At 68.8% G+C, this 13,322-nt stretch carries 8 protein-coding genes and 1 riboswitch; of the genes, 5 read left to right on the forward strand and 3 right to left on the reverse strand.

What is annotated here, in order from left to right; genetic code table 11:
* Nucleotides 1-52 precede the first annotated feature (52 nt).
* A riboswitch (TPP riboswitch) is annotated at nt 53-186 on the forward strand.
* Nucleotides 179-1,993: a phosphomethylpyrimidine synthase ThiC gene (thiC, locus tag GA0115254_RS11130; RefSeq protein WP_093895107.1), complete on the forward strand. Its 1,815-nt coding sequence runs from the start codon at nt 179-181 to the stop codon at nt 1,991-1,993. It overlaps the preceding riboswitch by 8 nt.
* Before the next feature lie 90 nt (nt 1,994-2,083).
* On the opposite strand, the gene GA0115254_RS11135 is transcribed toward thiC, so the two are convergent.
* The 3 genes from GA0115254_RS11135 to GA0115254_RS11145 form a co-directional block, all read right to left on the reverse strand.
* Nucleotides 2,084-2,908 (reverse strand): hypothetical protein, encoded by an 825-nt coding sequence (locus GA0115254_RS11135; protein ID WP_093895108.1) that lies wholly within the window; start codon nt 2,906-2,908, stop codon nt 2,084-2,086.
* A 182-nt stretch (nt 2,909-3,090) separates the two neighbouring features.
* Nucleotides 3,091-4,149 carry a metallophosphoesterase gene (locus GA0115254_RS11140; protein WP_093895109.1) on the reverse strand — a complete coding sequence of 353 codons (1,059 nt, stop codon included), beginning with the start codon at nt 4,147-4,149 and terminating at the stop codon, nt 3,091-3,093.
* Between the two features lie 173 nt (nt 4,150-4,322).
* Nucleotides 4,323-5,435, reverse strand: coding sequence for a LacI family DNA-binding transcriptional regulator (locus tag GA0115254_RS11145; RefSeq protein WP_093895110.1), 1,113 nt, complete (start codon nt 5,433-5,435; stop codon nt 4,323-4,325).
* 371 nt (nt 5,436-5,806) lie between these two features.
* Here GA0115254_RS11145 and hisC point away from each other — a divergent pair, with 371 nt between their 5' ends.
* The 4 genes from hisC to cydD all read left to right on the forward strand — a co-directional run bounded on the left by hisC (nt 5,807) and on the right by cydD (nt 13,321).
* A complete protein-coding gene (hisC, locus tag GA0115254_RS11150) occupies nt 5,807-6,886 on the forward strand; it encodes a histidinol-phosphate transaminase (RefSeq protein WP_093895111.1) in 1,080 nt (359 codons plus the stop codon).
* 305 nt (nt 6,887-7,191) lie between these two features.
* Nucleotides 7,192-8,703: a cytochrome ubiquinol oxidase subunit I gene (locus tag GA0115254_RS11155; RefSeq protein ID WP_093895112.1), complete on the forward strand. Its 1,512-nt coding sequence runs from the start codon at nt 7,192-7,194 to the stop codon at nt 8,701-8,703.
* An 18-nt stretch (nt 8,704-8,721) separates the two neighbouring features.
* On the forward strand, nt 8,722-9,723 hold the full coding sequence (gene cydB / locus GA0115254_RS11160; protein ID WP_093895113.1) for a cytochrome d ubiquinol oxidase subunit II: 1,002 nt from the start codon (nt 8,722-8,724) through the stop codon (nt 9,721-9,723).
* Nucleotides 9,724-9,802: 79 nt separating this feature from the next.
* Entirely contained in the window at nt 9,803-13,321 is a 3,519-nt protein-coding gene (cydD, locus tag GA0115254_RS11165) for a thiol reductant ABC exporter subunit CydD (protein ID WP_093895114.1), read from the forward strand.
* Nucleotide 13,322: the final 1 nt, after the last annotated feature.

The following is a 13,322-nucleotide window of genomic DNA, read 5'->3' on the forward strand; positions in this document are numbered from 1 at the left end:
AGAGAAGGGCCCTCTGTTCATTACGCCGGACAGGACGCTAGCGTGGAGGAACCTTTGCACACGCGGGAGCTCGGAGCACCGGGCTGAGAGGGCGCTGATATCCGTACGTCCGTACGGGAGAGGCTGCGCCGACCGCCGAACCTGTTACCGGGTAATGCCGGCGTAGGGAGTAGGTCTCATGACCACATCGGACGCACGCACGCCTGCCTCGAACCAGAGCGACGAGGCCGGGAAGTCCATCGGCTGGCACAAGGGGTACGTCCAGGGCTCACGCCCGGACCTCCGGGTGCCGGTCCGCCAGGTGCGCCTCACCAACGGCAAGGACGTGACGCTGTACGACACGTCGGGCCCGTACACCGACCCCACCACCGAGACCGATGTCCGTCGCGGGCTCGCACCGCTGCGGGAGCACTGGATCACCGCGCGCGGCGACACCGAGGAGTACGCGGGCCGCCCCGCCCGTCCCGAGGACGACGGGCTCAAGCACACCTCGCCGCGAATGGGGTCTCCCCTGCTCGAGCGAAGCCGAGAGCTTGGGGAAGGGCTGCGCAACCTCGACGCGGTCTTCCCCGGCCGCCCGCGCCTGCCCCGCCGCAGCCGGGACGGGAAGCCGGTGACCCAACTCGCGTACGCCCGCCGGGGCGAGATCACCCCGGAGATGGAGTACGTGGCTATCCGGGAGAGCGTCGAACCCGAGGTGGTGCGCGAGGAGATCGCCGCAGGCCGGGCCGTGCTGCCGGCCAACGTCAACCACCCCGAGATCGAGCCGATGATCATCGGCAAGCGGTTCCTGGTGAAGGTCAATGCCAACATCGGCAACTCCGCGGTGACGTCCTCCATCGAGGAGGAGGTGGAGAAGATGACATGGGCGACGCGCTGGGGCGCCGACACGGTCATGGACCTTTCCACCGGCCGCAACATTCACACCACCCGTGAGTGGGTTCTGCGCAACTCCCCCGTACCGATCGGCACCGTTCCCCTCTACCAGGCCCTCGAAAAGGTCGACGGCCGGGCCGAGGAGCTGACCTGGGAGATCTACAAGGACACCGTCATCGAGCAGGCCGAGCAGGGCGTCGACTACATGACGGTCCACGCCGGCGTGCGCCTGCCGTACGTCCCGCTGACCGCCCGCCGCAAGACCGGCATCGTCTCCCGCGGCGGCTCGATCATGGCGGCGTGGTGCCTCGCGCACCACAAGGAGTCGTTCCTGTACGAGCACTTCGAGGAGCTCTGCGAGATCCTCGCCACGTACGACGTGACGTACTCGCTGGGTGATGGGCTGCGCCCTGGCTCGATCGCCGACGCCAACGACGAGGCCCAGTTCGCCGAACTGCGCACGCTCGGTGAGCTGAACACGATCGCCAAGCGGTTCGGCGTCCAGACCATGATCGAGGGCCCGGGCCATGTGCCGATGCACAAGATCAAGGAGAACATCGACCTCCAGCAGGAGATCTGCGAGGAGGCGCCCTTCTACACGCTCGGCCCGTTGACCACCGATGTCGCCCCGGCGTACGACCACATCACCTCGGGCATCGGTGCGGCGATGATCGCATGGTGGGGCACGGCGATGCTCTGCTACGTCACGCCCAAGGAGCACCTCGGCCTGCCCAACCGGGACGATGTGAAGACCGGCGTCATCACGTACAAGATCGCGGCCCATGCGGCCGACCTCGCCAAGGGGCATCCGGGGGCTCAGGACTGGGACGACGCGCTCTCCGACGCCCGTTTCGAATTCCGCTGGGAGGACCAGTTCAATCTGGCCCTCGACCCGGTCACGGCTCGGGAGTTCCACGACGAGACGCTGCCGGCCGAGCCGGCGAAGACGGCGCATTTCTGCTCGATGTGCGGCCCGAAGTTCTGCTCGATGAAGATCTCCCAGGACATCCGTCGTGAACACGGCGGTTCCCAGGAGGAGATCGACGCGGGCATGGCCGAGAAGTCCAAGGAATTCGCGGCGGCCGGCAACCGGGTCTATCTGCCGATCGCGGACTGACGCAGGACGTGCGTAACGGAACGCCGTCCCGAGAGGCCAGGGCTTCTCCGGACGGCGTTCCGTCGTCGGTACGGGCCCGGTGCAACCCGGTCAGTCCAGCTCATGCTCGGGGCCGCCGAAGTCGGGGCTGGTGAAGTCGGGGCTGGTGAATGTCGGGCGGGGGCCTGCCGCCGGGCCGTCGTCCGGGCTGGTGAAGTCCGGCCGGCTGTACCCGATCTTCGGGATGCGGTTCGCCGAAGGCTGCGGTGTGCGCGACGCGGGGCCGGCGTCGGGGTCAGCGAGCGCGTCCCGCAGGAACGGCAGTATGCCGCGCTCCAGCAGTGCGTGGCGCCATGCCTCTCTGGCGCGCGCCACATCCTCCGGCAACTCGTTCTCCGCATCCTCGACGGGCTGCGCCGTCGACCCGTTGCGCAGCGCGGTGATGAGCAGTCCGACGGCGGCGGCCAGAATGGCGGCGGCCATGACCGCCGCGAAGAACCAGCCCGCGGCGACCATGGTGGAGGCGAAGGACGGCGGCGGATTGAGCAGCCTCAGCAGATAGCCGGACAGCAGGAATATGAACGCGGCGGTGCCGGCCAGTACGGGCGCCAGGACCGTGACAACGGCTCCTATGCCGGCGCCCGACTGGTTCGGGCCGTCAGTGCCGGACCCGCGGTCCGAATCCTGGCCCGTTCCTTCGGCCGGTCCGCGCAGCTCTTCGCGGGCCTTCACATAGTGCTCGTACTCGGCGGCGGCCGTCCCGGTGATCAGCGCCGTGGCGTCCAGCGCCATGGTGCGCAGCTGCACGGCGTTGAGCCGCTCGCCGACTGCGGCCAGATCCGGTCGGTCATGGGCGTGACGCAGTGCGTCGTCGAGGATCCGCTCGTACTCGGGGCGGTCCTCGGCCAGCAGGTGCGGAGCGCTGTTCATGTGCATCCCCCGATGCTCCGTAGGGCCTGAGTACCCGCCTGGACCGGGCAGTTGGGCGGAAACGGAGGAGAGCCTGCTACTGATACGCCGATGGTAGAGCGCCCACGGCACGGGGTGACAGGGGGTTTCCGGAAATCGGCCCAGCGGTCGGCGTGGTCTGGTCGTGGATGCGTCTTCCCAGAAGAACGTCAGTCATGCAGGGGCAGTTGGACGACCAGTAGCTTTCCGGCCATGGTCACTCCACCGTCCATGGCGATGGCGAGCCCGTCCGCGTACACGTGCGGGCCTTCGACCACGGGGCCGGAGCCGTCCTCGCCGTCCTCCGAGCCGACCTCGCCGAGAAGGTACGGAATGGGGCTGTGACCATGGACGATGCGCTGACCGCCGTAGGAAGACATCAGCTCCCGGACGGCCTGCGGCCCCGCCTCGTCGCGGAAGGCGAACCGCTTGGTGAGCTTCCGGAAGAGGTCCCAGCATTCATCGGCGTCGTTACGCGTGAGAATGGCGTGCACGGTGTCGTTGACGTCCTCGATGGTGGCGCCGTAGTCGAGGTACGCCGTCGTGTCGGAGTGCATCAGCAGATGCCCGTCCTCCTCGACGATCGCGTCGAGCCGGGACATCCACTGGAGGTGGACGTCCTGAAGACGCTCCATGTCGTTCTTCTGGCCGCCGTTGAGCAGCCAGGCGGCCTGGAAGGTGGCTGTGCCCGCACCGGAGTTCACCGGGGTGTCGCCGAACCGCTTGGCGCCGATGAGCAACAGTTCGTGATTGCCCATCAGGGCCTTGCAGTAGCCGCCCGCGGCCGCGGCCTCGGCGGAGAGGCGCATGACGAGGTCGATGACGCCGATGCCGTCGGGGCCCCGATCGGTGAAGTCGCCGAGGAACCAGAGCCGGGCATTGCCTGCGGACCAGTTGCCCTCGGCGTCGATGAGGCCCTGTTCGGCGAGGGCCGCGTGGAGCTCGTCCAGATAGCCGTGGACATCGCCGACGACGTACAGCGGCCCGAGTCCCGGCTCCGGTACGGGCCGCGGGTCGGGGACGGCATGTACCTGGACCGTGTCACCACGATTGATCACGGGAAGGTCGCGCTCGGTGGGTGTGTACCCCTCCGGCAGCTCGTCTCCCGGAACGGCATTGCCCGGGTGCGGCGGTGCAGGCGGCACCGGAGTCTGCGCATAGGGCGGTACGCGGAAGTCACGCAACGTCGCAGTCCGCACCACGGGTTCCTGACCGGCCCCCTGTGTCATCGACCCCTCCACCACCGTCGCGCCGCCGTACACCTGACGGGCCCTGCTGGTCGGGGCGGTCCGCGGTGTCGTGCGCCCATCATAGGAATGCGGATCGTGCTGTGTGACGCACCAGGGGTGGTGAATCCGGGCGCACATCAGGTTCACCGGCCGTTTGGTCCGAAATCACCTGATCAATCCCCGGCGGGAGAGCGCGGTGCGCTGACCGTGGTGCGGGGCGGACGGCGTTGCGAGGACGTCCGGACGATGAGCTCTGTCGGTATGACCTGCTCCACCGGTCCGTCGTGTTTGACGCCTTCGATGGCGTCGATCAGAAGCTGGACGACCGCCGTGCCGATTCTGCGCGGCTTGAGCGAGAGCGTGGTGATGGGGGGCTCGGTCGTCGCGTACACGGTGGACTCGCTGCAGCAGACCAGCAGAAGGTCCTCGGGGACGCGCAGACCGTAGCGGCGGGCAGCCGCCAGCAGATCGGTGCCATTGGGGTCGAAGAGCCCGTATACGGCGTCGGGCCGGTCCGGGCGGGCGAGCAGCCGGTCGGCGGCGACCGCACCCGCGCACGGGTCGTGGGCGGGGTAGGACTCGTACACGGGGGCCTGTCCCACGCGCTCGCACCAATGGAGGTACGCGGTGGTGGAGAGACGGGTGTACGTGTCGGTGGTGGTGCCGGTGAGCAGGCCGATGCGGCGGGCCCCGGCGGCGGCGAGATGGTCGAGGAGGTCGAGCACGGCGGCCCGGTGGTCGTTGTCGACCCAGGCGGTGACCGGGAGGGTTCCGGCCGGCCGGCCGTCCGAGACGACGGGCAGCCCCTGGCGTACGAGCTCCGTGACGACCGGGTCCTGGTCGGAGGGGTCGATCACGACGGTGCCGTCGAGGGCGACGTTCGACCAGACGTCATGGCGTGAGGTGGCGGGCAGGATGACGAGGGCGTAACCGCGGGCGAGCGCGGCGGAGGTGGCCGCTCTGGCCATCTCGGCGAAGTAGGCGAATTCGGTGAAGGTGAAAGGTTCGTCCCCGTAGGTCGTCACGGTCAGGCCGATGAGGCCGGACTTGCCGGTACGGAGGGTTCGGGCCGCGGCGGAAGGGCGGTAGCCCAGGCGCTCTGCGACCTCGCGGACATGGCGGCGGGTGGCGTCCGGGAGCCTGCCCTTGCCGTTGAGCGCGTCGGAGACGGTCGTGATGGAGACTCCGGCGGCGGCGGCCACATCCCGGATTCCCGCTCGTCCTTGCCGGCCGCCGCGCCGGGGTGTCTCCGCCCGGCTCACCTGGTGCTTCCCTGCTGCTGTCATGGCGAGCCGATAGTAGGGCGCGGACGGGAGGTTGGCCCGGTCGCATATTCACTTGTTGACAGGCACGTTTCTGCATGATCAATAAGCGCCAAATGCCTTGCAAATCAAGGGCGTTGGCTGGATCCATCGCAATGTGTCATGTATCGAACTTGATGGGCCTACTAAATAGCCGATGTCTCGAAGAGGTCTCATCTCACCTCTTCGAGGGACGCGCGCCACGGAGTGAGCCACCGGCGCACGTCGGGGAGGGAAGCGCTCCCCCCCATTCCCGGTCGCACCGGACGATTGGACGTTCCGGCCATTCGCAGCAGCGCCCAATCCTCATAAGGTGAGCAGTATTGATATGTACAGACGGTCGAGGAGGACCTGCGGTGAGCGAGACGAGCCCCAAGCTGCGCGCCGAGCTGGACGGCGTTCCCGCCTATGTACCGGGCAAGCCGGCTGCCGCCGGCGGACCGGTTGCGTTCAAGCTGTCCTCCAACGAGAACCCGTATCCGCCACTGCCCGGGGTGATGGAGTCCGCCCTGGCCGCGGCTGCGAACTTCAACCGCTATCCGGACATGGCCTGCACCGGTCTGATGAATGAGCTGGCCGACCGTTTCGGTGTGCCCGTCTCGCACCTCGCCACCGGAACCGGCTCGGTCGGTGTGGCGCAGCAGCTGCTCCAGGCCACCTCGGGCCCGGGTGACGAGGTCATCTACGCCTGGCGCTCCTTCGAGGCGTACCCGATCATCACGCAGGTCAGCGGTGCGACCTCGGTGAAGGTTCCGCTGACCGACGGCGAGGTGCACGACCTGGACGCGATGGCGGACGCGATCACGGACCGCACCCGGATGATCTTCGTCTGCAACCCCAACAACCCGACCGGCACCGTGGTGCGCCGGGCCGAGCTGGAGCGGTTCCTGGACCGGGTGCCGGGCGATGTCCTGGTGGTCCTCGACGAGGCGTACAGGGAGTTCATCCGCGACGTCGAGGTGCCGGACGGCATCGAGATCTACCGGGACCGGCCCAATGTGGCGGTGCTGCGGACGTTCTCCAAGGCGTACGGCCTGGCGGGTCTGCGGGTCGGTTTCGCCGTGGCTCACGAGCCGGTGGCGGCCGCGCTGCGCAAGACGGCGGTGCCCTTCGGGGTCAGCCAGCTCGCGCAGGACGCGGCGGTGGCCTCGCTGCGCGCCGAGGACGAACTTCTGGGGAGGGTCGGCTCCTTGGTGTGCGAGCGCGACCGGGTGCAGCGGACTCTGGCGGACCAGGGGTGGGCCGTGCCGGAGTCCCAGGCGAACTTCGTCTGGCTGCGGCTCGGGGACCGTACTGCCGACTTCGCCGCGGTGTGTGAGCGGGCCGGCGTGGTGGTCAGGCCGTTCGCGGGCGAGGGTGTGCGGGTCTCGATCGGGGAGGACGAGGCGAACGATCTGTTCCTGAAGGTCACGGAGTCGTACCGCAAGGAGCTGTAGAGCGGCGCAGGCCGCCTGCGCTCACCGGAAGCCCAGGGCCCCGTACCTCGTTCGCCGAGGTGCGGGGCCTTTGCGTTCGAGGCCTGAGAGGCGCCCGGAACGAGGCGCTTCCATGTGTCTGCTTCGGGGGGATTGATCGGAACATCCCAAGAGGGGTACCCCGCCCGAACGTCCCGAAAGTCCGTGCGTCATAATTGCTTGTGAATGTGAACGCGTTCACAAGCGTGTCCTGTTTCCTCCCGTGATTAGTCGGATTAAAACGGCAAACTGCCGGTGCGACTACGGCGACGTAAGGAGAAGACGACGTGGAGCTGGCTCTGGCGCCGGAGACCTTGGCGCGATGGCAGTTCGGTATCACCACCGTCTACCACTTCCTGTTCGTTCCACTGACGATCTCTCTCGCCGCGCTCACCGCCGGCCTGCAGACCGCCTGGGTGCGCACGAACAACGAGAAGTACCTCAGAGCGACGAAATTCTGGGGCAAGCTCTTCCTGATCAACATCGCCATGGGGGTCGTCACCGGCATCGTCCAGGAGTTCCAGTTCGGTATGAACTGGTCCGACTACTCGCGGTTCGTCGGCGACATCTTCGGTGCCCCGCTCGCGTTCGAGGCACTGATCGCCTTCTTCTTCGAGTCCACGTTCATCGGACTGTGGATCTTCGGCTGGGACAAGCTGCCGAAGAAGATCCATCTCGCCTGCATCTGGATGGTCTCCATCGGGACCATCCTGTCCGCGTACTTCATCCTGGCGGCCAACTCCTGGATGCAGCACCCGGTCGGCTACCGGATCAACAAGGAACGTGGCCGGGCCGAGCTCACCGACTTCTGGCATGTGCTCACCCAGAACACCGCGCTCGCCCAGTTCTTCCACACCATCACCGCCGCCTTCCTGGTCGGAGGCGCGTTCATGGTCGGCATCGCAGCCTTCCATCTGGCGCGCAAGAAGCACATCCCGGTGATGCGGACCTCGCTGCGGCTCGGACTGGTCACCGTGGTGATCGCCGGACTTCTCACCGCCATCAGCGGTGATCAGCTCGGCAAGGTCATGTTCAAGCAGCAGCCGATGAAGATGGCCGCCGCCGAGGCGCTCTGGGAGGGTCAGGACGCGGCACCCTTCTCGATCTTCGCGGTCGGCGACGTGGCCAAGGGCCACAACACCGTGGAGATCTCCATCCCGGGGATACTGTCCTTCCTCGCGGACGACAGCTTCACCTCGCACGTCCCCGGCATCAACGACATCAACAAGGCCGAGCAGGAGAAGTTCGGTCCCGGCGACTACCGGCCCAACATCCCGGTCGCTTTCTGGAGCTTCCGCTGGATGATCGGCTTCGGGATGGCGTCCTTCGCCCTCGGTCTCCTCGGACTGTGGCTGACGCGAAGGAAGTTCATGCTGCCGCCGGGGATGCGGACCGGTGAGGACGAAGTGCCCCACCTGGTCCTCTTCAAGAACAAAGCTCTCAGCCCGAAGCTCGCCAAGTGCTACTGGATCGTCGCGCTCTGGACGCTGCTCTTCCCGCTGATCGCCAACTCCTGGGGCTGGATCTTCACCGAGATGGGCCGTCAGCCCTGGGTCGTCTACGGAGTGTTCCAGACCCGCGACGCGGTCTCCCCCGGCGTCTCGCAGGGCGAGGTGCTCACCTCGATGATCGGCTTCACCCTGCTCTACGCCGCGCTCGCGGTGATCGAGGTCAAGCTGCTCGTGAAGTACATCAAGGCCGGACCGCCGGAGCTCACGGAGGCCGACCTCAACCCGCCCACCAAGATCGGCGGCGACGACCATGACGACGCCGACCGGCCGATGGCCTTCTCCTACTGAGAGCAGAGGAGCTGAGAGATGGAACTCCACGACGTCTGGTTCGTACTCATCGCCGTCCTCTGGACCGGCTACTTCTTCCTGGAGGGATTCGACTTCGGAATCGGTGTCCTCACCAAGCTGCTGGCCCGCGACCGCAAGGAGCGGCGGGTTCTGATCAATACGATCGGCCCCGTCTGGGACGGCAACGAAGTGTGGCTGCTCACCGCGGGTGGTGCGACCTTCGCCGCCTTCCCCGAGTGGTACGCCACCCTGTTCTCCGGCTTCTACCTGCCGTTGCTGATCATCCTGGTCTGCCTGATCGTGCGAGGTGTCGCCTTCGAGTACCGGTCGAAGCGCCCTGAGGAGAAGTGGCAGACCAACTGGGAACACGCGATCTTCTGGACCTCGCTGATTCCGGCCCTGCTCTGGGGTGTGGCCTTCGGGAACATTGTGCGCGGCGTGAAGATCGACGCCGACATGGAGTACGTGGGCACCTTCTGGGACCTGCTCAACCCGTACGCCATCCTCGGCGGACTGGTCACGCTCACCCTCTTCACCTTCCACGGTGCCGTGTTCGCGGGACTCAAGACCGTCGGGGACATCCGGGAGCGGGCGCGCAAGATGGCGCTCAAGCTCGGGCCGGTCACCGCGGTGCTCGCACTCGGCTTCCTGATCTGGACCCAGACCGACAACGGCGACGGCTGGAGCCTGCTGGCGCTGATCATCGCCGTGGTGGCGCTGGTCGGTGCGATCGGCGCGATTGCGGCGGGACGTGAGGGCTGGTCGTTCGCGCTCTCCGGCGTGACCATCGTGGCCGCGGTCGCGATGCTCTTCCTGACGCTCTTCCCGAACGTCATGCCGTCCTCGCTCAATGACGCCTGGAGCCTCACGGTCACCAACGCCTCATCCACCCCGTACACGCTGAAGATCATGACCTGGTGCGCGGGGATCGCCACCCCGGTCGTCCTGCTCTACCAGGGCTGGACGTACTGGGTGTTCCGCAAGCGCATCGGTACGCAGCACATCGCCGAAGCGCACTGAACGCACCCGGGGCCTGCCCGACCCTGATCCGCCGGACAGGCCCCGGCCCGCCGACCGAGCTCACTGGGGGCTGTTTCACGTGAAACCGATCGACCCGCGCCTGCTCCGCTACGCCCGCGCCACCCGCCTCTTCCTGGCAGCCGTGGTGGCACTCGGAGTTGTCGGGGCGGCACTGGTCATCGCCCAGGCCATGCTCATCGCCGAAGTGGTGGTGGGCGGGTTCGAGGACGGACGGGCCGTCTCCGAGCTGCGGACTCCGCTGATCATGCTCGCGGCCGTCGCGCTCGGCCGGGGGCTGGTCTCGTGGCTGACCGAACTGGCCGCGTACCGGGCCAGCGCGGCGGTCAAGTCCGAGCTCCGCGGCCGGCTGCTGGAGCGGGCCGCGGCGCTGGGGCCCGGCTGGCTGAGCGGACAGCGCACCGGCTCCCTGGTGGCGCTCGCCACCCGTGGGGTCGACGCCCTCGACGACTACTTCGCACGTTATCTGCCGCAGCTCGGACTCGCGGTGGTCGTCCCGGTGGCGGTCCTTGCCAGGATCGTCACCGAGGACTGGGTCTCGGCAGCGATCACCGTGGTCACGCTGCCGCTCATCCCGCTCTTCATGATCCTGATCGGCTGGGCCACCCAGTCGCGGATGGACCGCCAGTGGCGGCTGCTGTCCCGGCTCTCCGGGCACTTCCTGGACGTGGTCGCCGGACTGCCGACGCTGAAGGTCTTCGGCCGGGCCAAGGCCCAGGCCGAATCCATCCGCACCATCACCTCGCAGTACCGGCGGGCCACGCTGCGCACGCTGCGGATCGCGTTCCTGTCGTCCTTCGCCCTGGAACTGTTGGCGACCCTGTCGGTGGCCCTCGTCGCCGTCACCATCGGCATGAGGCTCGTGCACGGCGAACTCGACCTCTACACCGGCCTGGTGGTGCTGATCCTGGCGCCCGAGGCCTATCTGCCGATCCGCCAGGTCGGCGCGCAGTACCACGCGGCCGCCGAGGGGCTCTCGGCCGCGGAGGAGATCTTCTCGGTCCTGGAGACCGAGCCCCGGCCGGGCGGTACGCAGGACATTCCGGAGTCGCTGCGGCTGGAGCTGGAGGGAGTGACCGTACGGCACGAAGGCCGTACCGAAGCTTCGCTGGACGGGGCATCGTTGGTGGTGGACGAGGGGGAGACCGTTGCCCTGGTCGGCCCGAGCGGTGTCGGGAAGTCCACCTTGCTCGATGTGGTGCTGGGATTCACGGCACCCGACGAGGGGCGGGTGCGGATCGGCGGCGTCGATCTGGCGACGCTGGCCCCCGAGCACTGGCGGGAACGGATTGCCTGGGTGCCGCAGCGCCCGTACCTCTTTGCAGGCACGATCGCGGAGAACGTGCGGCTGGCCCGGCCGGACGCGGACGACGACGCCGTGACGGCAGCACTGCGGGACGCGGGGGCGTACGACTTCGTGGCGGAACTGCCGGACGGCGCGCAGACGCTCCTCGGCGAGGACGGTGCGGGCCTCTCCGCCGGCCAGCGTCAGCGCCTCGCGCTCGCGCGGGCCTTCCTTGCCGACCGGCCGCTGCTGCTGCTCGACGAACCGACCGCGAGCCTGGACGGCGAGACGGAAGCGGGCGTCGTCGAGGCGGTACGGAGGCTGGCGGCGGGGCGGACCGTGCTGCTGGTCGTCCACCGCCCGGCGCTGCTCTCGGTGGCCGACCGGGTGGTGACACTGGAACCGGGCCTGACACTTCGGCCGGAGAAGCCCGAGGCGTTCGCCGCGGTGCCACGGCCGACGAACGCACCCGTCGGCGCGAGTGACACTGTGCCGGAGCCAGGGGTGCTGAGGGACACCGCGGCCCGCTCGGGTCAGGTCCTGGCCCGGGTCAGGGAGGCCGCAGGGGCACAGCGCGGCCAGCTGGCGCTCGCGCTGCTGCTGGGAAGTCTCGCCCTGGGCTCGGCCGTCGGGCTCATGGCCGTCTCCGGCTGGCTGATCTCCCGTGCCTCCGAGCAGCCCCCGGTGCTCTATCTGATGGTTGCCGTGACCGCGACCCGCGCCTTCGGTCTCGGACGGGCCGTCTTCCGCTACGCCGAGCGCCTGGTGTCGCACGACGCCGTGCTCAAGATGCTCGCCGAGCTGCGCGTCGCGGTCTACCGAGGGCTGGAGCGCATCGCGCCGGCCGGTCTGCGCCGCACCCGGCGCGGGGACCTGCTCTCCCGGCTCGTCGCCGACGTCGACGCCTTGCAGGACTACTGGCTGCGCTGGCTGCTGCCCGTCGGGACCGCCGTCGTCGTGGGGGCGGCGACAGCCGGATTCATCGGCTGGCTCCTGCCTGCGGCAGGAGTCGTGCTGGCCGCCGGACTGCTGCTGGCCGGAGCGGGAGTACCGCTGGTCAGCGGCGCCTGCTCCCGCCACGCGGAACGCCAGCTGGCCCCCGCACGTGCCGATCTGGCCACCCGGATCACGGACCTGCTCGGCGGGACCGCCGAACTGACCGTTGCGGGCGCCCTGCCCGCCCGCTCGGAGCGGACCCGGGAGGCCGACGGCGTCCTGACCCGCATCGCCGCCCGCGCGGCCACCGCCACCGCGCTCGGCGGCGGCCTCATCGCTCTGATCGGCGGCCTCACCGTCGTCGCCACCGCACTCGTCGCCCTCCCCGCCGTATACGACGGGCGGCTCGCGGGCGTGGAACTCGCGGTGGTGGTGCTCACGCCGCTGGCCGCCTTCGAGGCCGTGACCGGTCTGCCGCTCGCCGTGCAGTACCGGCAGCGGGTCAAGCGGAGTGCGGAGCGGGTGTATGAGGTGCTGGACGCGCCACTGCCCGTGCACGAACCCGGCAGCCCGGCCGAGACACCCGGATCTCCCTTCCCGCTGGAGGTACGGGGGCTGTCGGCCCGGTACGCGCAAGCGGAGCGGGACGCCCTGGACTCCGTCGACCTGAGGCTGACGGCCGGCCGGCGCATCGCCGTCGTCGGTCCCTCCGGTTCCGGGAAGACGACTCTCGCGCAGGTCCTTCTCCGTTTGCTGGACGCACGGGCGGGGACGTACCGGATCGGCGGTGTCGATGCCTCCGCACTGGAGGGGGACACGGTCCGGCAGTTCGTCGGGCTGTGCGCCCAGGACGCCCATATCTTCGACAGTTCCATCCGGGAGAACCTGCGGCTGGCCCGTACCGGTGCGACGGACGGGGAACTGCGGGCCGCTCTCGACCGGGCACGCCTGCTCGACTGGGTCGAGGCGCTGCCCGACGGGCTCGACACCCTTGTCGGCGAACACGGCGCCCGCCTCTCCGGCGGCCAGCGCCAGCGCCTCGCCCTGGCCCGGGCGATCCTCGCCGACTTTCCCGTACTCGTTCTGGACGAGCCCGCGGAGCATCTCGACCTGGCGACCGCGGACGCCCTGACCGCGGATCTGCTGGCCGCCACCCGGGGGCGTACGACGGTACTGATCACCCACCGCCTCCAAGGGCTCGAAGCCGTCGACGAGGTGGTGGTGCTGGATGCCGGCCGAGTCGTGCAGCGAGGGCCGTACGCCGGTCTCGCCGCTGAGGACGGGCCGCTGCGCCGGATGTTGGAGCGCGAGCGGGAGACCGTACGGGTGCCCGGGGAAGCCGTGGGAGCACGGGCCTGAG

It is taken from the genome of Streptomyces sp. Ncost-T10-10d (assembly GCF_900091955.1).
Lineage (GTDB): Bacteria > Actinomycetota > Actinomycetes > Streptomycetales > Streptomycetaceae > Streptomyces.